The organism is Phenylobacterium sp., assembly GCF_041691455.1.
Classification (GTDB): Bacteria; Pseudomonadota; Alphaproteobacteria; order Caulobacterales; family Caulobacteraceae; genus Phenylobacterium.
The window spans coordinates 159,077-178,315 of record NZ_JBEPUO010000001.1 but is presented as its reverse complement, the minus strand read 5'-3'; the positions used below and the strand labels follow the sequence as shown (position 1 = coordinate 178,315).

General features: G+C 70.5%; 24 protein-coding genes. 12 read left to right on the top strand and 12 right to left on the bottom strand.

All coding sequences use genetic code 11. From position 1 onward, the window contains the following. Positions 1 to 3 precede the first annotated feature (3 nt). From ACESMY_RS00975 to ACESMY_RS00945, 7 genes are all read right to left on the bottom strand, one after another. Entirely contained in the window at positions 4 to 912 is a 909-nt protein-coding gene (locus ACESMY_RS00975; RefSeq protein WP_372782270.1) for a 5'-methylthioadenosine/S-adenosylhomocysteine nucleosidase, read from the bottom strand. A gap of 146 nt (positions 913 to 1,058) precedes the next feature. Then, positions 1,059 to 1,346: a hypothetical protein gene (locus ACESMY_RS00970; protein ID WP_372781262.1), complete on the bottom strand. Its 288-nt coding sequence runs from the start codon at positions 1,344 to 1,346 to the stop codon at positions 1,059 to 1,061. 11 nt (positions 1,347 to 1,357) lie between these two features. Then, complete coding sequence (locus ACESMY_RS00965) at positions 1,358 to 2,620, bottom strand: UbiH/UbiF/VisC/COQ6 family ubiquinone biosynthesis hydroxylase (RefSeq protein ID WP_372781261.1); 1,263 nt, start codon at positions 2,618 to 2,620, stop codon at positions 1,358 to 1,360. 5 nt (positions 2,621 to 2,625) lie between these two features. Further along, positions 2,626 to 3,447 carry an enoyl-ACP reductase gene (locus tag ACESMY_RS00960; RefSeq protein WP_372781259.1) on the bottom strand — a complete coding sequence of 274 codons (822 nt, stop codon included), beginning with the start codon at positions 3,445 to 3,447 and terminating at the stop codon, positions 2,626 to 2,628. A gap of 60 nt (positions 3,448 to 3,507) precedes the next feature. Beyond that, positions 3,508 to 4,719: a beta-ketoacyl-ACP synthase I gene (fabB, locus tag ACESMY_RS00955; protein ID WP_372781257.1), complete on the bottom strand. Its 1,212-nt coding sequence runs from the start codon at positions 4,717 to 4,719 to the stop codon at positions 3,508 to 3,510. Positions 4,720 to 4,742: 23 nt separating this feature from the next. Next, a complete protein-coding gene (fabA, locus tag ACESMY_RS00950) occupies positions 4,743 to 5,258 on the bottom strand; it encodes a 3-hydroxyacyl-[acyl-carrier-protein] dehydratase FabA (RefSeq protein ID WP_372781255.1) in 516 nt (171 codons plus the stop codon). Positions 5,259 to 5,323: 65 nt separating this feature from the next. Beyond that, positions 5,324 to 5,851 (bottom strand): SH3 domain-containing protein, encoded by a 528-nt coding sequence (locus tag ACESMY_RS00945; RefSeq protein WP_372781253.1) that lies wholly within the window; start codon positions 5,849 to 5,851, stop codon positions 5,324 to 5,326. 125 nt (positions 5,852 to 5,976) lie between these two features. Between ACESMY_RS00945 and ACESMY_RS00940 the strand changes: the two genes are divergently transcribed. Then, complete coding sequence (locus ACESMY_RS00940) at positions 5,977 to 6,963, top strand: 2-hydroxyacid dehydrogenase (RefSeq protein WP_372781251.1); 987 nt, start codon at positions 5,977 to 5,979, stop codon at positions 6,961 to 6,963. Continuing rightward, positions 6,960 to 8,780, top strand: coding sequence for an aminodeoxychorismate synthase component I (gene pabB / locus ACESMY_RS00935; RefSeq protein WP_372781249.1), 1,821 nt, complete (start codon positions 6,960 to 6,962; stop codon positions 8,778 to 8,780). Before ACESMY_RS00940 ends, pabB begins: the two co-directional genes overlap by 4 nt. On the opposite strand, the gene ACESMY_RS00930 is transcribed toward pabB, so the two are convergent. Further along, the gene (locus ACESMY_RS00930; protein ID WP_372781247.1) at positions 8,777 to 9,193 is read right to left on the bottom strand and encodes a bleomycin resistance protein; all 417 of its coding nucleotides are present in this window, start codon (positions 9,191 to 9,193) and stop codon (positions 8,777 to 8,779) included. The two genes, pabB and ACESMY_RS00930, sit on opposite strands and share 4 nt — an antisense overlap. Then, the gene (locus ACESMY_RS00925) at positions 9,190 to 9,930 is read right to left on the bottom strand and encodes a ThiF family adenylyltransferase (protein ID WP_372781245.1); all 741 of its coding nucleotides are present in this window, start codon (positions 9,928 to 9,930) and stop codon (positions 9,190 to 9,192) included. Before ACESMY_RS00925 ends, ACESMY_RS00930 begins: the two co-directional genes overlap by 4 nt. A 143-nt stretch (positions 9,931 to 10,073) precedes the next feature. Here ACESMY_RS00925 and ACESMY_RS00920 point away from each other — a divergent pair, with 143 nt between their 5' ends. Continuing rightward, complete coding sequence (locus tag ACESMY_RS00920) at positions 10,074 to 10,934, top strand: DUF4440 domain-containing protein (RefSeq protein WP_372781243.1); 861 nt, start codon at positions 10,074 to 10,076, stop codon at positions 10,932 to 10,934. Here ACESMY_RS00920 and ACESMY_RS00915 read toward each other — a convergent pair. After that, positions 10,931 to 11,461: a DUF2244 domain-containing protein gene (locus tag ACESMY_RS00915; protein WP_372781241.1), complete on the bottom strand. Its 531-nt coding sequence runs from the start codon at positions 11,459 to 11,461 to the stop codon at positions 10,931 to 10,933. The two genes, ACESMY_RS00920 and ACESMY_RS00915, sit on opposite strands and share 4 nt — an antisense overlap. 12 nt (positions 11,462 to 11,473) lie before the next feature. Here ACESMY_RS00915 and nth point away from each other — a divergent pair, with 12 nt between their 5' ends. The 9 genes from nth (at position 11,474) to ACESMY_RS00870 (ending at position 17,547) form a co-directional block, all read left to right on the top strand. Continuing rightward, positions 11,474 to 12,169, top strand: coding sequence for an endonuclease III (gene nth, locus ACESMY_RS00910; protein ID WP_372781239.1), 696 nt, complete (start codon positions 11,474 to 11,476; stop codon positions 12,167 to 12,169). After that, positions 12,166 to 13,080 carry a transcriptional regulator GcvA gene (gene gcvA / locus ACESMY_RS00905; protein WP_372781237.1) on the top strand — a complete coding sequence of 305 codons (915 nt, stop codon included), beginning with the start codon at positions 12,166 to 12,168 and terminating at the stop codon, positions 13,078 to 13,080. Before nth ends, gcvA begins: the two co-directional genes overlap by 4 nt. Before the next feature lie 92 nt (positions 13,081 to 13,172). Next, positions 13,173 to 13,337 (top strand): hypothetical protein, encoded by a 165-nt coding sequence (locus ACESMY_RS00900; protein ID WP_372781235.1) that lies wholly within the window; start codon positions 13,173 to 13,175, stop codon positions 13,335 to 13,337. Between the two features lie 84 nt (positions 13,338 to 13,421). After that, on the top strand, positions 13,422 to 14,411 hold the full coding sequence (locus ACESMY_RS00895; RefSeq protein ID WP_372781233.1) for an adenosine kinase: 990 nt from the start codon (positions 13,422 to 13,424) through the stop codon (positions 14,409 to 14,411). A 15-nt stretch (positions 14,412 to 14,426) separates the two neighbouring features. Continuing rightward, positions 14,427 to 15,017: an imidazoleglycerol-phosphate dehydratase HisB gene (gene hisB / locus ACESMY_RS00890; RefSeq protein WP_372781231.1), complete on the top strand. Its 591-nt coding sequence runs from the start codon at positions 14,427 to 14,429 to the stop codon at positions 15,015 to 15,017. Between the two features lie 70 nt (positions 15,018 to 15,087). Then, positions 15,088 to 15,726 carry an imidazole glycerol phosphate synthase subunit HisH gene (gene hisH / locus ACESMY_RS00885; RefSeq protein ID WP_372781229.1) on the top strand — a complete coding sequence of 213 codons (639 nt, stop codon included), beginning with the start codon at positions 15,088 to 15,090 and terminating at the stop codon, positions 15,724 to 15,726. Further along, the gene (hisA, locus tag ACESMY_RS00880) at positions 15,723 to 16,445 is read left to right on the top strand and encodes a 1-(5-phosphoribosyl)-5-[(5-phosphoribosylamino)methylideneamino]imidazole-4-carboxamide isomerase (RefSeq protein WP_372781227.1); all 723 of its coding nucleotides are present in this window, start codon (positions 15,723 to 15,725) and stop codon (positions 16,443 to 16,445) included. The genes hisH and hisA overlap by 4 nt, the downstream gene beginning before the upstream one ends. Then, positions 16,442 to 17,227, top strand: a complete 786-nt coding sequence (gene hisF, locus ACESMY_RS00875) for an imidazole glycerol phosphate synthase subunit HisF (protein ID WP_372781225.1) — start codon at positions 16,442 to 16,444, stop codon at positions 17,225 to 17,227. The genes hisA and hisF overlap by 4 nt, the downstream gene beginning before the upstream one ends. Then, a complete protein-coding gene (locus ACESMY_RS00870) occupies positions 17,224 to 17,547 on the top strand; it encodes a phosphoribosyl-ATP diphosphatase (protein WP_372781223.1) in 324 nt (107 codons plus the stop codon). The genes hisF and ACESMY_RS00870 overlap by 4 nt, the downstream gene beginning before the upstream one ends. Here the strand turns inward: ACESMY_RS00870 and ACESMY_RS00865 are convergent. Beyond that, positions 17,544 to 18,068, bottom strand: coding sequence for a Smr/MutS family protein (locus ACESMY_RS00865; protein ID WP_372781221.1), 525 nt, complete (start codon positions 18,066 to 18,068; stop codon positions 17,544 to 17,546). The two genes, ACESMY_RS00870 and ACESMY_RS00865, sit on opposite strands and share 4 nt — an antisense overlap. After that, entirely contained in the window at positions 18,065 to 19,237 is a 1,173-nt protein-coding gene (locus ACESMY_RS00860) for an MltA domain-containing protein (protein WP_372781219.1), read from the bottom strand. The genes ACESMY_RS00865 and ACESMY_RS00860 overlap by 4 nt, the downstream gene beginning before the upstream one ends. Positions 19,238 to 19,239 lie beyond the last annotated feature (2 nt).

Genomic DNA, 19,239 nt, shown 5'->3' with positions numbered 1-19,239 from the left:
CCCTCAGGGAAGCGCCGCCACGAAGGCGCGGACCACCGCAGCGGAGTTGTCGGAGGCGAGCTGGAAGAAGACCGGCGCCTGGTTCGCCCCCGGGTCGCCGCCGGCCAGGTCCGAGAGGCTGCGGAAGGCTATGAACGGCGTGCCGTTGACCAGCGCCACCTGGGCGACCGCGGCGCTCTCCATGTCGAGCACCTTGGCCTGGAAGGCCGACGCCGCCCAGCCGCGCAGGGCGGCGTTGTCGACGAAGGCCGGCCCCGAAACCCCGTTGCCGCCGACCACCACGCGCGGGGCCTTGGTCAGGCACCGGCCCGACCCCGTACAGCGCTTCAGCGCCACCTGGCCCGCCACGCGCTCGGCCACCGCCAGCAGCGCCGGGTCGGCGGGGAACCACTGCCGGCGCTCGCGCGCGCCGTCGCTGTGGGTGATGTCCACGGTCGTCGGATAGATCATGCCGAACGGCGCTGCGACCACCTGGTCGCTCGGCGGAGGCGCGAAGTGGCCGGGCCGGTCCTCCCGGGCCATGACGCTCTCCAGGTACTGGCTCCACTGGCCGGGCGCCACGACATCGCCCACGTCCAGGCCCGGATCGACGCCGCCGGCGATGCCGGAGAAGACGATGCGGGTCACATGGAAGCGGTCGAGCGCCGCCTGGGTGGTCATGGCCGCGTTGACCATGCTGATCCCGCTGAGGAACAGCACCACCGGCTTGCCCTCCAGGACGCCCGTCGTGAAGGCCGTGCCGCCGGCCACATAGGCGTGCTTGCCGGTGGTGGCCTGAGCCAAGGCCGCCAGCTCCGGCGCGAAGGCCGAGATCACCGCGGTGCGCGGCGTGTCGTCGAGGACGCCCGTGGGCGGCGCCGCCTGGGCGGCGCTGGCGAGGGTGAGGGTGAAGAGGATCGTGGCGAGGCGCATGGCGGGAGCTTAGCCGGAACGCGCTGTCATCGAACTTCCATTCGTCAGAATGGGAAGCGCCTTAGACTCATGGCGAGATTGCAGCTTGGCTTCGGGGCTGCTCAAGCACGCGCCTCCGGCGCGATGCGGCTGGAGCCGCGAAGGGATTAGCTGGCGGTCGGCTTCTCGGGCGGTTGCAGAACGTGTGGGTAATAGTCGGCGTCCCACTCGTCTGGCCTGAACAAGATCTTTCCCCATTCGAGGAGGGTATCTGTCGCCCGGTAGGCGATGCTGGAAACCTCGACCTCCGCCATATCCTCCGGGCCGAAATGGAAATGGTCCCACTTCTCGTTCAGTCCCTGGAGTTCGCGCACGAGCAGATCACGGCCGGCCGCGTTCAACCAGATTTCCAGCTCGCCGTCTTCGCTCATGTTGAAGGTGATCCGAGCCTTCATCTTATCGCCGCCTAGAGCGCCTCGCCCCGGAGCAGCCGCGGCAGGTCTCCCACCGCGCCGCCCGCTTCGGTCATGAAGAACCGCCGCGCCGGGCCGATCCGATTGACCGCGGCCATGCCGGCCCCCCGCGCCAGGCGCAGCAGCGGGTTGTCGTTGGAGAACAGCCGCACGAAGGCGTCCATGCCGGCCGAGAGGGTGACGGTGTCGAAGCGGCGCCAGGCGGCGTAGCGCTCCAGGACGACTTCCGAGCCGATGTCTTCGCCGAGCCGCATGGCCTCGACCAGGGTCTCGGCCAGCGCCGCCGCGCCCTTCAGGCCGAGGTTCAGGCCCTGGCCGGCGATCGGATGGACCCCGTGGGCGGCGTCGCCCAGCAGGGCGGCCCGGGGCGCGACGAAGCGCTCCGCGAGCTGCAGGCTGAGCGGATAGGTGAAGACCGGCCCCTCGACCGTGACCTCGCCCAGGAAGTCCCCGAACCGGCGCATCAGGTGGGTGTGGAACACCTCCGGCCGAGCCGACTTCAGGGCCTCGCCCCGGCCGCGGCTTTCGGTCCAGACCAGGCTCGCGCGGTTGTCGGTCAACGGCAGGATGGCGAAGGGGCCGCCGGGCAGGAAATATTCGTGCGCCACGCCCTCGTGCGGCTTTTCCAGGCGCACGGTGGCGACCACGCCGGTCTGCGGATAGTCCCAGCCCACCGCGCCGATCCCGGCCTCGATGCGGATCACCGAGCCGCGGCCCTCGGCGCCCACGGCGACCGGCGCGCGCAGCTCGCGGCCGTCGGCCAGGGTCACCACCGCCTCGCGCGGCCCGAACGCGGCGCGGGCCACCTTGGCCGGGGCCAGGACCTCGATGCCGGCGTCCATCACCGCCTTGGCGAGCGCGGCGCGGATGTGGCGATTCTCCAGCAGGTAGCCGAGCGGCTCGCCATCGGACGAGTCGGCGATCTCGGCGCTGTCGAACCGCAGGAAGAAGGGCGAGGGTCCTCCGGCCGCGGCGCCGGGGGTCTGACCGTCGGTGACCAGGATCTGCTCGATGCGCTGGGCGTGCGGCTCGAGCGCCGCGCCGACCCCCAGCGCGCGCCATTGCCGGAACGCTGCATAAGCGATGGCCGAGGCGCGCCCGTCGAACGTGGGCGCCACCTGGGCGTCGAACACCACCGGGTCGATCAGCACCGGCTTGAGACCGGCTTGGTTCAGCGCCAGCGCCAGCGTCGCGCCTGCGATCCCCGCGCCGGCGATGATGACGTCGATGTCCTTGGGAGCGTCGGCGCCGGCCATAGGGCTTAGCCCGCCTCGGCCTCGTCTTCGCGGAAGCCCATGATGTGGAAGCCCGCGTCCACGTGGACAATCTCGCCCGTGGTCGACAGGCCGAGGTCCGACAGCAGCCACAGCGCCGCGCCGGCGACGCCTTCCATGGAGGTGTCCTGCTGCATGGCCGAGAGCGAGCGGCCCTTGGCCAGCATGCCGCGCCCTCCGGAGATGCCGGCCAGCGACAGGGTCTTCATGGCCCCCGGCGAGAGCGCGTTCACCCGGATGCCCCTCGGGCCCAGGTCGCGCGCGGCGTAGCGGACGGCCGCCTCCAGCGCCGCCTTGGCCACGCCCATGGTGTTGTAGTTCGGGATGGCCCGCTCCGAGCCCATGTAGGTCAGGGTGAGGATCGAGCCGCCGGTCTCCGGCATCATCGCCGCCGCGCGCCGGGCGCAGTCGACGAAGCTGAAGGCCGAGATGTTCATCGCCCGCAGGAAGCCGTCCCGCGTGGTGTTGTCCACGAACGAGCCCTTCAGTTCGTCGCGGCTGGCGGACGCGATGGCGTGGACGAAGAAGTCGATCTTGCCGAACGCCTTTTCGACCACCCCGAAGGCCGTATCCATGGCCGCGTCGTCGGTGACATCGACGGGCGCCAGGACCTTGACCCCGATGCTCTCGGCAAGCGGCTCGACCCGGCGCTCCATGCCCGGCAGGTGCAGGAAGGCCATCTCCGCGCCCTGGGCGGCGAGCTGGCTGGCGATGCCCCAGGCGATCGACTGGTGGTTGGCGACACCGGTGACGACCCCGCGCTTGCCGCGCATGAGATCGCCCTTGAGCATCTTATAGTCGTCGGCCACGTCACGCCTCCCTCGTCTCGTTGACGGGGTTTGTGGCCGGGCCGGACGCCTAGGGCAAGCCTAGACCCGCGCCATCACCAGGCAGCCGTTGGTGCCGCCGAAGCCGAAGCTGTTGGACATCACGGTCTCGAGCGGCTTGTCCGACCGCTCCAGGAGGATCGGCAGGTCGGCGAACTCGGGGTCGAGCGTGTCGATGTTGGCGCTCTTGGCCGCGAAGCCGTTGTTGAGCATCAAGAGGCAGTAGATCGCCTCCTGCGCCCCGGCGGCGCCCAGGCTGTGGCCGGTCAGCGACTTGGTGGACGAGATCAGCGGCGGCTTGGCTCCGAACACACCGCGCACCGCCTCCATCTCGCGGCTGTCGCCCACCGGCGTCGAGGTGCCGTGCGGGTTGAGGTAGTCGATGGGCCGGCCGCCGATGGTCGACATGGCGAGCTTCATGCAGCGCACCGCACCCTCGCCGGACGGGGCGACCATGTCGAAGCCGTCGGAATTGGCGGCGTAGCCGATGATCTCGCCATAGATCTTCGCGCCGCGGGCCTTGGCGTGCTCGTATTCCTCCAGCACGACGATGGCCCCGCCGCCGGCGATGACGAAACCGTCGCGATCCTTGTCGTAGGCGCGGCTGGCCACCGCCGGAGTCGCGTTGAAGTTCGAGCTCATGGCGCCCATGGCGTCGAACATGACGCTGAGCGTCCAGTCGAGCTCCTCGACACCGCCTGCGAAGACCACGTCCTGCTTGCCCATCAGGATCTGCTCGTAGCCGACCCCGATGCAGTGGGCCGATGTGGCGCAGGCCGAGGAGATCGAGAAGTTCAGGCCCTTGATCTTGAACCAGGTGGCCAGGACCGCCGAGGCGCCCGAACTCATCGCCTTGGGCACCGCGAAGGGGCCGACGCGCTTGGGGCCCTTGGTGCGGGTGATCTCGGCGGCCTCGACGATAGCCCGCGTGGACGGTCCGCCGGACCCGACGATCAAGCCGGTGCGTTCGTTGGAGACCTGGGAGTCTTCCAGGCCGGAGTCGGCGATCGCCTGTTCCATGGCCAGGTGCCCAAAGGCGGTGCCTTGGGCCAGGAACCGGGCGGCCCGGCGGTCGACCATCGATTCCCAGTCGATCTGCGGTGGGGCGTGGACCTGGCAGCGGAAGCCGAGCTCGGCGTATTCCGGCGCGGCGACCACGCCGGACCTGGCCTCACGCAGCGAGGCCAGCACTTCGTTGGCGTTGTTCCCGATCGAGGAAACAATGCCCATCCCGGTGACGACGACGCGTCGCATGGTTTCTTCCCGAATCCTCGGCGCTACGGCCGCTGAGAAAGGCCGACACGGAGGTCAGCCGCCCAATAGATGGGCGTTCCGTCGGCTTCCAACACCCCGTCGCCGATCCCCATGACCAGCCTGCGGTTGATGACCCGCTTCATTTCGATCTTGTAGGTGACCTTCTTGATGGACTGGGTCACTTCGCCGCCGAACTTCACCTCGCCGCAGCCGAGCGCGCGGCCGCGGCCCTTGCCGCCGATCCAGCCCAGGTAGAAGCCGACCAGCTGCCAGAGTGCGTCGAGGCCGAGGCTGCCGGGCATCACCGGGTCGCCGATGAAGTGGCAATCGAAGAACCAGAGGTTCGGATTGATATCGAATTCGGCCTCGATGTAGCCCTTGCCGTGCTGCCCGCCGGTGTCGTTGATCTTGGTGATTCGGTCGAACAGCAGCATCGGCGGCGCCGGGAGCTGGGCGTTGCCCGTCCCATACATCTCGCCGCGAGCACAGGTCATGAGCTCTTCGAAGCTGTAGTGATCCTGCGCCTTGGCTTCGGTCATCTGGGGTTCCAACACTTTACGGGGTCTGGCCGTAGCAGAGCCGAACCCGGCGCTCAATGCCGGGCTCACCGGCCCTGCGGCCGGCATTGCGGTCCTTCGGCCGCGCCCCAGAGGCCGCCCTGGCGCACCCAGCCCGAAGCATGGTCGGCGCGCACACGGCACCAGCCCTTGCGGCAACGGTCCAACGCGGCCAGCGAGCGGGGGTTCAAATAGGCGGCCGGCCTGGCGTCTTCCTTGGGCTTCTGCAGCAGGGGAACCGAGGCCTGGGTGACGTTCATGGTCATCCGCCGCCCGTCGGTGACGCGCTTGTGCACCCAGGCCAGCGCGCCCTCCGGATCGCAGACCCGGCGCCATTCCGCCGTCTCGGCGATCACCTGCAGCGGCAGGCCGCGGACCTTGTAGACCCAGAGCAGCTTGTAATCGTCGCCGGGACCGGCGCGGGCGTTCACCTTGTCGAACTTCAGGGACACATAGCGCGGCACCGGCATGCCGGACGGCGTCTGCCGTTCGGCGGCCCCCGCGGCCGCGGCGAGGCCGAGCGCGGCCAGCAAACCGAGCGCCGCGCTTTTCAGCAGGCGGCCTTGCGTCTTCACCAATTCAAGAGCCTCGCCTTGGCCGTGCATGGCGCCTTTGATAGAGGTTGCGGACAATACGACGCGCCGGTGAAGCGGCGCCGGAAACGCTTCCTCTTCACGTCGCCCCCAATCTCAAGTCACACATGCCAGCCCGCAAGCCGAAAGTCATCGTCACGCGAAAGCTCCCCGATCCGGTGGAGACGCGGATGCGCGAGCTGTTCGACACCGAACTCAACCTGACCGACACGCCGATGACCCGGGCGCAACTTTCCGACGCGGTGGCGCGCGCCGACGTGCTGGCCCCGACCATCACCGACAAGATCGACGCGGCGCTCCTGGAAAAGGCCGGGCCGAAGCTGAAGCTGATCGCCAACTTCGGGGCCGGCATCGACCACGTCGACGTCGCCGCCGCCATCGCCAAGGGGATCACCGTCACCAACACGCCGGGCGTGCTCACCGAGGACACCGCCGACCTGACCCTGGCCCTGATCATGGCCGTGGCCCGCCGGATCGTGGAGGGCGCCAACGTCACCCAGGCCGGCGGCTTCACCGGCTGGACCCCCACCTGGATGATGGGCCACCGGGTCACCGGCAAGCGGCTGGGGATCATCGGCATGGGCCGCATCGGCCAGGCGGTGGCGAGGCGGGCCAGAGCCTTCGGCCTGCAGATCCACTACCACAACCGGAAACCGGTCAGCCCGCGGATCGCCGAGGAGCTGGGCGCCACCTACTGGGACAGCCTCGACCAGATGCTGGCTCGGATGGACATCATCTCGGTCCACTCGCCCCACACCCCGGCCACCTATCACCTGCTCTCGGCGCGGCGGCTGAAGCTGCTGCAGTCGCACGCCATCGTGATCAACACCGCCCGCGGCGAGATCATCGACGAGAACGCGCTGGCCGAGCTGCTGAAGTCGGGCGCCATCGCCGGGGCCGGCCTCGACGTCTTCGAGTTCGAGCCGCGGATCAATCCGAAGCTCTTGAACCTGCCCAATGCGGTCCTCCTGCCCCACCTGGGCTCGGCGACCCTGGAAGGGCGCATCGACATGGGCGAGAAGGTGATCATCAACATCCGCACCTGGATGGACGGCCACAAGCCGCCGGACCGGGTGATCCCCTCGATGATGTGAGCCAAGGTGTCCGCCTGGAGCCTGAGGAGCCGCCCGCCAACCTGACCGCCCCCTTCGTCCTGCTCGAAGACCGCCTGAGCCGCCAGGCGCCTGCCAGGCTCTATCGCGATCCGGTGGCGGTGGTCCGTTGCGATGACCCGGCCGCCGTCGAGGCGGCGTTCGACGCCATCGAAGCCGGGCTTGGCCGCGGCCTGCACGCCGCGGGTTTCTTCGCCTATGAGCTGGGCTATGCGCTGGAGCCGGCGCTGGCGGCGCGCATGCCGGAGGCCCGGGACGGCCCCCTGCTGTGGTTCGGCCTGTTCGAAGGGGCGCGGGCGCTGACGGCCCAGGCCCTGGACGAGGCCTTCGCCGCGCTTGGCCCGCCGCCGCCGATCGCCGCCCTCGCGGCCGGGCGCGAGCGGGCCGACCACATGGCCAAGGTGGATGAGGTCCTGCGGTTGATCCGGGCCGGCGACCTCTACCAGGCCAACCTGACCTTCCCGATGCGCTTCCGCTACGCCGGCGCGCCGCTGGCGCTCTACGCGGCCCTGCGCGCCCGCCAGCCGGTGGCGCACGGCGGCGTCGTGGCGATGGGCGACCGGACCCTGCTGTCGGTGTCGCCGGAGCTCTTCGTGGAGGTGCGCGGGGACCGCGCGACCGCCCGGCCGATGAAGGGCACGGCGGCGCGGGAGAGCGGGGCGCAGGCCGACGCCGCGGCCGCCCGGCGCCTCCCGGCCGATCCCAAGCAACGGGCCGAGAACCTGATGATCGTCGACCTCTTGCGCAACGATCTGTCGCGGATCAGCCGGCCGGGCAGCGTGCGGACGCCGGCGCTCTTCACCGTCGAGACCTTCCCGACCTTCCACGCCCTGACCTCGACGGTCACGGCGGGCCTGCGGCCGGGGACGAGCCTGCGGGCGAGGATGACGGCGCTGTTCCCCTGCGGCTCCATCGTCGGCGCGCCGAAGATCCGGGCGGCCGAGGCGATCGCGGACCTGGAGACCGAGCCGCGCGGCGCCTACACCGGCGCGATCGGGGCGATCGAGCCGGGCGGCGACATGGCCTTCAACGTCGCCATCCGGACCGCTGTGCTCTCCACCACGGGCGAGGGGTCCTACGGCGTGGGCGGCGGGATCGTCGCCGATTCCGACCCGGCCGGCGAATATGACGAAGCCCTGCTCAAGGCCCGGGTCCTGACCGACCTGGCCGAGGACTACGGCCTGATCGAGACCTTCCGCTGGTCGGCCGGGAGCTTCATCCGCCTTTCAGCCCACCTCGACCGCCTCGGCGCCTCGGCGCTCCGTCTCGGCTTCACCTTCGACCGCGACGCGGCGGGGGCCGAGCTGGCCCGCCTGGGTGAGGCCTGGGCCGGGGACGACCGCCGGGTGCGTGTCGTCCTGAGCCGCGACGGCGCGCTCGCGGTCACCTGCGAGGCCGCCGCGCCGCCCTCCGACCGGGTCTTGCAGGTCGGGGTGGCGGCGGACCGGCTGGATGCCGGCGATCCGTTCCTGCGCCACAAGACGACCCATCGCGCCGTCTACGAACGCGCCTTCGCCGCGGCCGCGGCGCGCGGCCTCGACGAGGCGCTGCTGCTAAACCGGGACGAGGCGGCGGCCGACGCCTCGCGCAACAGCCTCTTCGTGGAGATCGCCGGGCGGCTGGTGACGCCGCCGCTCAACGCCGGCGCCCTGCCCGGCGTCCTGCGTAGGACCCTGATCGCCGACGGGCAGGCGATCGAGGCGCCGCTCATCCTCGACGACATCCGCCGCGCCGAGCGCTGGTTCCTGGGCAACAGCCTGCACGGCCTGCGCCGCGCACGGCTGGTCGAAGCGGGCTAGGCGGGCCGGGCTCCGAGATCCTCGTAGAACCGCAGGAGATAGCCGTCGGGATCGGCCACCACGAACTGCCGGTTTCCGACCTCATCCTCGGCGCGGCGGTACCAGCGGTCCTCCAGATCGACGACGATCCTGGCCTGCGCCGCCGCGGCCTTGCGGCACAGCGCGCCGGCGTCGGCCACCCGGATCTGCAGGTTCATGCCCCGGCCGAAGGGCGGCTCGAGCGCGGCGGTGCGGAAGCGGCGGCCCGGTCCCGCGGCTTCCTCCAGCATCAGCTCCGCGCCGTCCCGCTGCAGATAGGCGAACCGTTCCTCAGGTCGGGCGTAGCGGATGACGAAGCCCAGGACGTCGCAATAGAAGGCCAGCGACAGGTCGAGGTCGGTGACGTCGAGCTCCGGAACCAGCGGCGCGGTCATCGGCCGCCGCAGACCGGGCACTCCGGGTCCGCCCCCACCCTGACCGTCCGGGTCTCTGCCGAGAGCGCATCGTAGATCATCAGCCGGCCGAGCAGCGGCTCGCCGGCCCCGGCGATCAGCTTGACCGCCTCCAGCGCCATCATCGATCCTATGACCCCGGCCAGGGCGCCCACCACCCCCACCGCGACGCAGGTCTCGGCGTCGGGCGGGATCTCCGGCACCAGGCAGCGGTAGCAGGGCTGGCCGCCGAACACGCCGACCTGCCCGGTCCAGCGGCCGATAGCGCCGGAAATCAGCGGCTTGCCATGCCGCACGCAGGCGGCGTTCACATCATAGCGGACGGCGAAGTCGTCGGTCCCGTCCAGCACCAGATCGACGCGCCGGCACAGTTCGTCGGCTGTCGAATTATCGAAAGCGCCCTTATATCCGGCGACAAAGATGTGGGAATTCAACCCGGCCAGCCGGTCGGCGGCGGCCTCGGCCTTGGACCGGCCCACGTCGGCCTCGGCATAGAGGATCTGCCGCTGCAGGTTCGAGCGGTCGACCTCGTCCGGATCGACGATGAACAGCGAGCCGACCCCGGCCGCGGCCAGGTAGAGGGCGGCGGGCGAGCCCAGGCCGCCGGCGCCGACGATCAGCACGCTGGCCGCCTTCAGCTTCTGCTGCCCGGGGCCGCCCACTTCGCGCAACACCAGATGGCGGGCGTAGCGCTCGACCTCGGCTTCGGTGAAGACCATGCTCGTATCTTGTCGCTCAGCCCGCCCGGCGCAACCGTCATCGCGGCGCCGGTCGCGGCGCTGGCGCCGTTCGTCGCGAGGCGCCGAGACGCCGCGCGGCGGTTCAGGCAGATTTGCATGGAACTCGGGGGAGAGCTGAAGCCGTGCGGAAGACGATCGTGGCGCCGGGCCTGCTGGCCGTGAGCCTGCTGGCCCTTTCAGCCCGTGCGGCGGCTCCGGCCGATCCCGCGCCGGTGGTGGCCGCCGAGCGCGCCTTCGCCGCCCGCGCCTCCGTGGCCGGCATCGGACCGAGCTTCCTGGAATCTATGACCGACGAGGCGATCGTCTTCAGCCCCGATCCGTTGCTGGCGAGGGCCGTCTATGGCGCCCGGCCGCCCGGCAAGACGCCAAGGGAGGGCGGGCCGCTGCTGAACTGGTGGCCGAATTTCGTCGGCGTCGCCCGCTCCGGCGACCTGGGCTTCACCACCGGCCCGGCGACGATCAACGGCAAGCCGCTCAACATCTTCTATTTCACGGTCTGGGCCCGCCAGCCGGACGGCGGCTGGAAGTGGCTGTTCGACGGCGGAGCCAATGCCGACAACGCGGCCGCGCCCGGTCCCGACGCCGCGCCGGCCGTCATGCCGCCCGGAGATCCCACGCCGCTCGCCCCGGCCGCCGCCATGGACCAGGTCAGGGCCGCAGAGATGGCGCTGGCCGCCCGCGCCAGGACGGACGCTGCGGCGGCCGTGAAGGCCGTGCTCGCCGCCGACGCCCACGTGCAGGGATCGGGCGCCGCGCCTTCGACCACGCCGGCGGCGGTGGACAGGGAGTTGGCGACCCGCGCCAGGTCGATCGCCTTCGGCCCGCTCGGCGGCGGCGCCTCGAAGGCCGGCGACCTCGCCTGGACCTACGGCGACGCCCGCTGGGAGACCGGCCGCGGCCACTATGTCCGCATCTGGCAACGCCGCGCCGGCAAGTGGGCCCTGGTGTTCGATCAGATCATCGCGGTGGAGAAACCCGCCTAACCGCGCTCCAGCCGGGCGTCGCGGATCGCCTGCTGCAGGGCCTTGGCGAACTCGCCGCGCTCGCGCGGGCTGAGCGCCTGGGCGACGGCGACCTGCCGGTCGGATAGCGCCAGGCGCAGGCCGATGGTGCGGTCTTCCTCCGTCTCCACCGAAACCCGGGTGAAGGCCGTCGGGCTCTCCCAGACGATGCGGCTCCAGTTGGGCGCTTCGTGGGTGACCACCACGTCGCGGGCGGTGACCTGCACCCGCTCGATCCGCCGCGCGGCGCGGAAGCTCGCCATGAAGGCGACGATCACCGCCAGGACGTCGAGGCCCAGGAAGAACGGCACGAAAACCGCGCCCATGTAGATGAACACCGCCGCCGAGCAGCAGTTGGCGAGTGTCACCACGGTGATCAGGATGATGAAGCCCCGCTCGGAGAGGGATCGGTGCGGCGTGATCACCGCGTCCATGTAGGTCTGGCCGAGCATCTGGGTGGGGACCATAGGCCCGGAAAGCGCCTTGGCGGAAGGGGTCGCGGCGGCCATCTTGCGTGTCGCATGGCCAAGCCCCCGAAACCCGCCAAGACCAAGCCGCGCGCGAAGCGCCTCAGCCCCGCCGAGCAGGCGCGCATCGCCGAGATCTTCCGGCGTTTCGAGGAGCAGGAGAGCGATCCGCGCACCGAGCTCGACTACGCGAGCCCCTTCACCCTGGTGACCGCCGTGGCGCTCTCGGCCCAGGCGACCGACGTCTCGGTGAACAAGGCGACCGGGAAGCTCTTCAAGGTGGCCGACACGCCCCAGAAGATGCTGGCGCTGGGCGAGGCGGGCCTGAAGCCGTTCATCTCCTCGATCGGCCTCTACAATATGAAGGCCAAGAACGTCATCGCCATGAGCCGCATCCTGGTGGAGCAGTACGGCGGCGAGGTGCCGCTGAACCGCGTGGCGTTGCAGGCCCTGCCGGGCGTCGGGCGCAAGACCGCCTCGGTGGTGCTGAACGAGCTGCGGATCGAGCCGGCCATCGCCGTCGACACCCACGTCTTCCGGGTCTCCCATCGCCTGGGCCTGGCCACCGGCAAGACGCCCGACCAGGTGGAGGCGGAACTGATGGCCATCGTGCCCGACCCGCTCAAGACCCGCGCCCACCACTGGCTGATCCTGCACGGCCGCTATGTCTGCGTGGCGCGGCGGCCGAAGTGCGAGGAATGCGTCGTCGGCGATCTCTGCCCGTCGAAGCACCTGTTCGTGCCGGGATGAGCGCGCGGCCGCGCCTTCCGCTGACCTCGCTCAGGGTCTTCGAGGCGGCCGCACGGCACGAGAGCTTCCTGCGGGCCGCCGAGGAGCTGGCGATCACGCCGGGCGCGGTCAGCCGTCAGATCAAGGCGCTGGAGGCCGACCTCGCCGTCAGGCTCTTCGAGCGGTTCAACCGCGCGGTCCGCCTGACCGAGACCGGCGAGCGCCTGGCCGTCGGCGTGCGCCAGGGGATCACCCGGATCGAGGAGGCGGTCGACGAGGTGCGCAACCCGCGCCAGCAGGTGCTCGCGGTCACCGCGATGCACTCCTTCGCCGCCCGCTGGCTGGTGCCCAGGCTGCACCTCTTCAACGAGCGCCATCCGGAGATCCAGGTGCTGGTGGCGGCCTCCGACACCACCGTGGACCTGGTGCGCGACCGCTACGATGTTGCGATCCGCTTCGGCCGGGGTCCCTATCCGGGGCTCGCGGCGAAGAAGCTGATCTCGCTCTTCATGTTCCCGGTCTGCAGCCCGCGGCTCCTGGCGGAAACGCCGCTCGACCATCCTCGCGATCTGGCGAACGTCCAGCTGTTCGCCGACGTGAACCTCGCGCAGGCCGAGCCCGACTGGGGCGCCTGGCTGGCGCTCGCCGGCGCCCCGGAGGTCAACTGGCGGCGCGGCCAGCTGTTCTCCAACATCTACCTGGCCATCGAGGCCGCCGTGGCCGGCCGGGGCGTCGCGCTGGCAGAGGCGGCCCTGGTGCAGGACGAGCTGGCCGCCGGGCGGCTGGTCAAGCCCTTCGATATCGAGCTCCTCAGTACCTACAGCCAGTGGATCCTGACCTTGCCCGAGAAGGCCGACCGGCCCGATATCCGGCGCTTCCGCAATTGGATGGTCGCCCAGGCGGACGCCGAGGGCCTGCGTCGCTTCGAGTGATCTGAGATCACCTGACCGGTGGCATTGTCCTTTGTCGAGCGGCGTCCGATGACCTTATTGAGGTCAATCGAATTCCCCTGATGGAGGTTTCCATGACCACCGATTGCATCACCCGGCCGAACATCGCCAACCGGACCTCCCGCAAGGCGGGTGTCACCATCTCGCCCACCGAATGGGGCCTGCTCGCCATCGTCGCGGTCGGCCTGCTGCTCATGCTGCCGGCGGCGGCGTTCCTGGTGTCGCACCTGGCGGCCTGACGCCGGGGCGCGGGCGAGGGCTGCGTTGCCGCGCGGGCGGATTGTCTGTAAGTCCGCCCTCGTCTCTCGCCTGAAAGCTCAAGAATGCCGGACCTCTACGACGTCGCCGCGATCGGCAACGCCATCGTCGACGTGATCGCTCCGGCGACCGACGAATTTCTGGCGGCGAACAATCTCGACAAGGGCGCGATGATGCTGGTCGACCCGGCCCAGTCGGCGGCGCTCTACGCTAAGATGGCCGCGGGCGTCGAGACGTCGGGCGGTTCGGCGGCCAACACCATCGCCGGCCTCGCCAGCTTCGGCGGCCGGGGCGCCTTCATGGGCAAGGTCGCCGACGACTGGCACGGGGAAGTCTTCGCCCAGGACATGCACGCGATCGGCGCGCGCTTCCAGAACGCGCCGCTGGTCGGCGGGCCGGGCACGGCGATCAGCATGATCAACGTCACCCCCGACGCCCAGCGCACCATGTGCACCTTCCTGGGCGCCTCCGTGGAATTCACCGACAGCGACGTGGACCCCGCGGTCGTGGAAGCGGCGAAGATCGTCTACCTCGAAGGCTATCTGTTCGACGCCGAAGCCGCCCGCCGCGCCTTCGCCAAGGCCGCGGCCCTGGCGCACGGGGCCGACCGGATGATCGCGCTGACGCTTTCCGACGGCTTCGTGGTCGAACGCCACCGCGCCGGCCTGATGGGCTTCATCGAAAGCCAGGTAGACCTGCTGTTCGCCAACGAGAACGAGATCCTGGCCCTGTTCCAGACCGACAGCTTCGACGAGGCTGTCGAGGCGCTGCGCCCGCGCGTGAAGCTGGCGGCGGTGACCCGGGGCGAGGCGGGCTCGGTGATCCTGTCGACGGGGGAACGCCTGAGCGTCAAGGCCGAGCCGGTGGAGAAAATCGTGGACACGACCGGCGCCGGCGACCAATACGCAGCCGGTTTCATGTTCGGTCTTTCACGGGGGCGAGCCCTCCAGCAATGCGGACAGTTCGCCTCGCTTGCGGCGGCCGAGGTGATCTCGCACTACGGTCCGCGACCGCTGGTCTCGCTCAAGGACCTGGCGGCCCAAAAAGGCTACTAATCGGGGATATTGATGATGAGCCGCAAGGCGGAGGTCGTCCGCAACACCAAGGAGACCCAGATCCGGATCGTGCTCGATCTGGACGGCTCGGGCGAGTCCAAGGTCTCCACCGGCATCGGCTTCTTCGACCACATGCTGGAGAGCTTCATCCGGCACGGCGGCTTCGACGCCACAATCGAGACCAAGGGCGACCTGCACATCGACATGCACCACACGGTGGAGGACACCGGGATCGTGCTCGGCCAGGCGTTCAACCAGGCGCTGGACGGCTTCAAGGGCGTGCGCCGGTTCGGCCACGCCTACATCCCGATGGACGAGACCCTGACGCGCTGCGCCATCGATCTCTCCAACCGCCCGTACCTGATCTGGAACGTGTCGTATAAGACCCCCAGGGTGGGCGATATGGACACCGAGCTCTTCAAGGAGTTCCACCACGCCTTCGCCATGAACTGCGGGGCCTGCGTGCACCTGGAAACCCTCTACGGGACCAACTCCCACCACATCGCCGAGAGCGGCTTCAAGGCGCTGGCCCGTTCGCTGCGCCACGCGGTTGAGCTCGACCCCAAGACCCATGGCCACGCCCCCTCCACCAAGGGTGTGCTCTAGGTGGAGCGACGGACAGAAAAAGCGGCGAGCTTTTTCGCAGGACGCGCGACCAAATAAGGAAGCCATGTCCATGCAGAGCGTCGCCCTGATCAATTACGGGTCGGGCAACCTTCGCTCGGCCGAAAAGGCCCTGATCCGCGCCGCGGACGGGAAGAGCGAGATCGTGGTCACCGACGACCCCGACGTCATCGCCAACGCCGACCGCATCGTGCTGCCGGGCGTCGGCGCCTTCGCGGCCTGCATGGCGGCGTTCGAGGCCCGGCCCGGCGTCTCCGAGGCCATGACCGAGGCCGTCCACGGCAAGGGCGCGCCGTTCCTGGGCATCTGCGTCGGCATGCAGCTGCTCGCCTCGCGCGGCCTGGAGTTCGGCGAGACGCCCGGGCTGGACTGGATCGCCGGCGATGTCCGCAGGCTCGAGAGCGCCGACCCGGCGATCAAGGTCCCGCACATGGGCTGGAACGGCCTGACCGGCGTCGCCGACCAGCCACCCATTTTCGCCGGCCTGAAAGATGGGCAGACGGTCTACTTCACCCACTCCTTCGCCTTTTTCCCGAAGGACGAACGCGACGTCGCGGCCTATGTGGAGCACGGCGAGCGGTTCCCCGCCGCGGTGGCGCGGGGCAATGTGGCCGGCGTGCAGTTCCACCCGGAGAAGTCGCAAGCCTCCGGCCTTTCCCTTCTCGCGCGCTTCCTGGAGTGGCGACCGTGATCCTCTACCCCGCCATCGACCTGAAGGACGGCAGCTGCGTGCGCGTCGTGCACGGCGACCTCGCCACCGCGACGGTGTTCAACACCTCGCCGGCCGACCAGGCGCGGCTCTGGGCCGACGGCGGCTTCCACTGGATCCACGTGGTCGACCTGAACGGAGCGGTCTCCGGCCAGGCGGTCAACCAGGCCGCGGTCGAGGAGATCCTCAACGCGGTCTCGGTGCCCGTGCAGCTCGGCGGCGGCATCCGCACCATGGCCGACATCGAGGGCTGGATCGAAGCCGGCGTCAGCCGCGTGATCCTCGGCACCGTGGCGGTGCGCGAGCCGCAGATCGTGCGCGACGCCGCCAAGGCCTGGCCCGAGCAGATCGCCGTCAGCGTCGACGTCCGCAAGGGCAAGGTCGCCGTGCAGGGCTGGACCGAGGACAGCGACCTCGGCGCCATCACGGTCGCCAAGCGGTTCGAGGACGCCGGCGTCAGCGCCCTGATCATCACCGACATCGACCGGGACGGGACGGTGATGGGCTTCAACGTCGAGGCCTTCGGGGCGATCGCCGACGCGGTGGCGATCCCGGTGATCGCCGCCGGCGGCCTCGCCACCATCGACGACATCGTCCGCCTGAAGGCCCACCAGGGGACCGCCATCGCCGGCGCGGTCCTGGGCCGCGCGCTCTACAACGGCGCGATCACGCCCGGCGAGGCGCTGAAGGTGGCCGCATGACGCTGCGAGTTCGCGTCATCCCTTGCCTGGACGTCAAGGACGGCCGGGTGGTGAAGGGCGTGCAGTTCGTCTCCCTGCGCGACGCCGGCGATCCGGTGGAGCAGGCCCGCGCCTATGACGCGGCCGGCGCCGACGAGCTGATGTTCCTCGACATCACCGCCAGCCACGAGAACCGCGGGACGATCCTCGACGTCGTGGCCCGCACGGCCGACGTCTGCTTCATGCCGCTCTCGGTCGGCGGCGGCATCCGCCAGGTGGAGGACGCACGGCGCCTGCTGCTGGCCGGGGCCGACAAGATCTCGATCAACACCGCCGCGGTCGAGAACCGCGACCTGATCTCCGGCTGCGCCGACGCCTTCGGCAGCCAGGCGACGGTGGTCGCCATCGACGCGAAGCGGGTCGGTGAGGGGTGGGAAGTCTTCACCTACGGCGGTCGCACCGCCACCGGGCTGAACGTCGTCGACTACGCCGTCGAGGCGGTGGGCCGCGGGGCCGGCGAGATCCTGCTCACCTCCATGGACCGCGACGGCGCCAAGATCGGCTACGACCTCGAGCTTCTGAAAGGCGTCACAAGCGCCGTGTCCGTGCCGGTGATCGCCTCGGGCGGCGCCGGGAACGCGCAACATATGGTCGACGCCGTGATCCAGGGCGGCGCGGACGCCGTGCTGGCCGCCTCGATCTTCCACTTCGGCGAGGTCTCGATCGGCGAGGTCAAGCAGGCCATGGCCGCGGCCCGCATCCCCGTACGCCTGCCGGATATGAAGACCGGGGCCGCCGCATGAGCCGTTTCGCCGATGTCCTGGCGCGCCTCGGCGCCGTCATCGAAAGCCGCAAGGGCGGCGATCCGGCGGCGTCCTACACCGCCAAGCTGCTCGCCGACCCGTCGCTGGCCGCCAAGAAGCTCGGCGAGGAAGCCGTCGAGGCGGTCATCGCCGCCACCCAGGGCGACAAGGCCGCGCTCGCCGCCGAAAGCGCCGACCTGATCTACCACTGGCTGGTGGTTCTGGCGGCGGCGGGGGTGTCGCTGGAAGAGGTCGCCGCGAAGCTGGAGGCCCGCGAAGGGACGTCCGGCCTCGACGAGAAGGCCGGTCGTAAGACCTAGCCGCGCGCCTTCCGCTTCAGCGCCACATAGAGCGCGCCTCCGCCGCCGTGGTGGCGGGCGGCGTCGGAGATGCCGGCGACCATGTGCGCCAGGTGCGGCGCGGCCAGCCACTCCGGTGTGCGGCGCTTGAGGATCCCGTCGCCCTGGACGCCCTTGCCGGTGATGATCAGCACGGCGCGGAAGCCCTCGTCCCAGGCCCGCGTCAGGAACCGCTCGAGCACGCCACGGGCCCGGTCCTGGTCGAGACCATGCATGTCGAGGCGCGCGCCGATCGGGTCGCGCTCGCGGGCGATGCGGTGCTTGCGGTTCGGTTCGATGTAGTGGAGCTCGGCCCGCGGCTTGGCCGGCTTGGGCCGCGGCGCGGCTGCGACGCCGATTTTGGCGGCGGCTTCGGCCCTGGCCGGCGCGGGGATGGCGTCGGCCGTTTCAGCCTTGGGAGTCGCGCGGCCGGGCAGGGGATGGACCGTGGCCGCCACCATCCCCCAGATGTGCCGTTCTTCCGGTTTCAGGGGCCGCTTCATCGCGGGCCGTCTTTAGGGACCAGCCGGTAAAGCCTAAGTGTATGGCGCACTCGCCCGGCCTCGGCGCCCGCTGCCGCGCCCAGGCCCAGGTAGAGGTCGGCGCGGACCTCGCCCTTGATCGCCCCGCCGGTGTCGAGCGCCAGCGCCAGGCGCCGGTAGCTGGGGAAGGCGCCCTTGAGGATCGGCGTCTCGGCGTCCACCCAGTAGAGCTCGCCCATCTGGTGGTAGGCCGGATCGACCGCCAGGGCGCGGCCCGGCGGCAGCGGCAGGTTCGCCGAGCCGACCGGCTGGCGGCCGTCGTCCGGGGCCAGGCTGAAGAAGGCGTAGCGCGGATTGAGCCGCATGATGGCCTCGGCGTCGGGGCCCCGGTGGTCGGCGAGCCAGGAACGGATCGCCTCGGCCGAGGTGTTGTCGCCGGCCAGCAGGCCCCGGTCGCGCATGATGTTGGAGACCGCGACGAAGGCCCGGCCGTTGTTGGCGGCGTAGAGCGCCTTCATCCGCCTGCCGCCCTCGAAGGTCAGCACGCCGGAGCCCTGGATCTGCAGGAAGAACAGGTCCTCGGGCCGGAGCCATGCGAGCGCGTGGCCGGGCGGCGTCGCCTCGATGGCCGTGCGGTCGGGATAGGGGGCGAGCGTCCCGTCGCCGTTATCGCGCGCGGCGCCCGACCGTCCGGTCTGGGCCGGATCGAACATCCCGGCGTCGACGGTCTTGAGGTCGGCGGGCCGGGCGCGCAGCGGGGCGCTGAACTCCTCGGTCTTCTTGTGGCGGGCCGGGTATTCGGGCGCGAAATAGGCGGTCAGCACACCATCGCCCGGCGCGGCCTCGGCCCGGAAGTTGGCCTCGAAGAAACGCCTGGACCGGTCGCGGTCGAGCGGGCCGATGGCGCGCGCGCTGCGGCAGACCTGGGCCATGGCCGGATCGCGCGCCGCGCCGCAGGTCTCGCGGAACGCGGCCAGCGCCGCGGCGTGGTCCTCGGCCTCCCAGCCCTTCAGAGCGGTGAGCGGCGCGCTGCGTTCAACGGGGGTCGATGGCGCGCGCGGCTCAGTGGGGAAGGGCGAGGGCGGGGGACGCCGGGCTGGCGAATGGGCGATCGGGTAGCTGGGCGGGGTGGCGGCGCAGGCGGCCAGGATGAGCGCGGCAAACGCCGCGCCGACGGCTCGCGACTGCACGG